This window comes from Dysgonomonas sp. 521, from assembly GCF_010501055.1.
GTDB lineage: Bacteria > Bacteroidota > Bacteroidia > Bacteroidales > Dysgonomonadaceae > Dysgonomonas.
The window spans coordinates 21,762-22,324 of sequence record NZ_QVMO01000071.1; the positions used below are offsets into that span (position 1 = coordinate 21,762).

At 45.5% G+C, this 563-nt stretch carries 1 protein-coding gene and 1 pseudogene; both read right to left on the reverse strand.

Annotation, left to right across the window (positions count from 1 at the left end; genetic code table 11):
- Positions 1 to 278: pseudogene (locus D0T84_RS23325) on the reverse strand (conjugative transposon protein TraK); the annotation flags it as partial.
- A gap of 75 nt (positions 279 to 353) precedes the next feature.
- Positions 354 to 563, reverse strand: a 210-nt coding sequence (locus tag D0T84_RS23330; protein ID WP_370525519.1) for a hypothetical protein, incomplete at its 5' end; no start/stop codon positions are given.

The following is a 563-nucleotide window of genomic DNA, read 5'->3' on the forward strand; positions in this document are numbered from 1 at the left end:
TTCTTATCAGGTGACAGCGTAAAGAAGAGTTCGTGGAAACGCCTGACGTGTTCCCGTGCTTCCACAGGACGGTTTTGTGATAAGTCCTGTGAGAGAGCAAGCATCAGCGATTTTCCGTTGTCCAGTACATATATTTTCTGGCGTTGTGCTTCTGCAAAGTCGTATGCACTATACACAGAGTAGCCCGTAACGATAGTACACATGCACAAAAACACAATGCTGAAAATACGCAGTTGCTTAAAGCTGGTTTCTATGTTTTTTAATGATTTAAATTCCATTTATTCAATGTGAAAATGTGAATATTAGCAAATTCGGAAATATTTGCTAATTTCCGAATCTGCTCATTTTGCTAATTATGAAGGAGTCCTCCCGGAAGATCCGGACTGTCCTCCACCCCTTGTGGAATAATTCTGCCCCTGTGGCCGGCTGCCATTGCTACCAACAGAACTGCTATTACTGCTACCAGAACTGCCGCCTTCTTTCAGACGTCCGGCAATATTCCCTGCAGCAGCGCCCGCAGCCCCTGCGGCAATAGCACCACCTTTGGTCACCGTTTGGTTTAC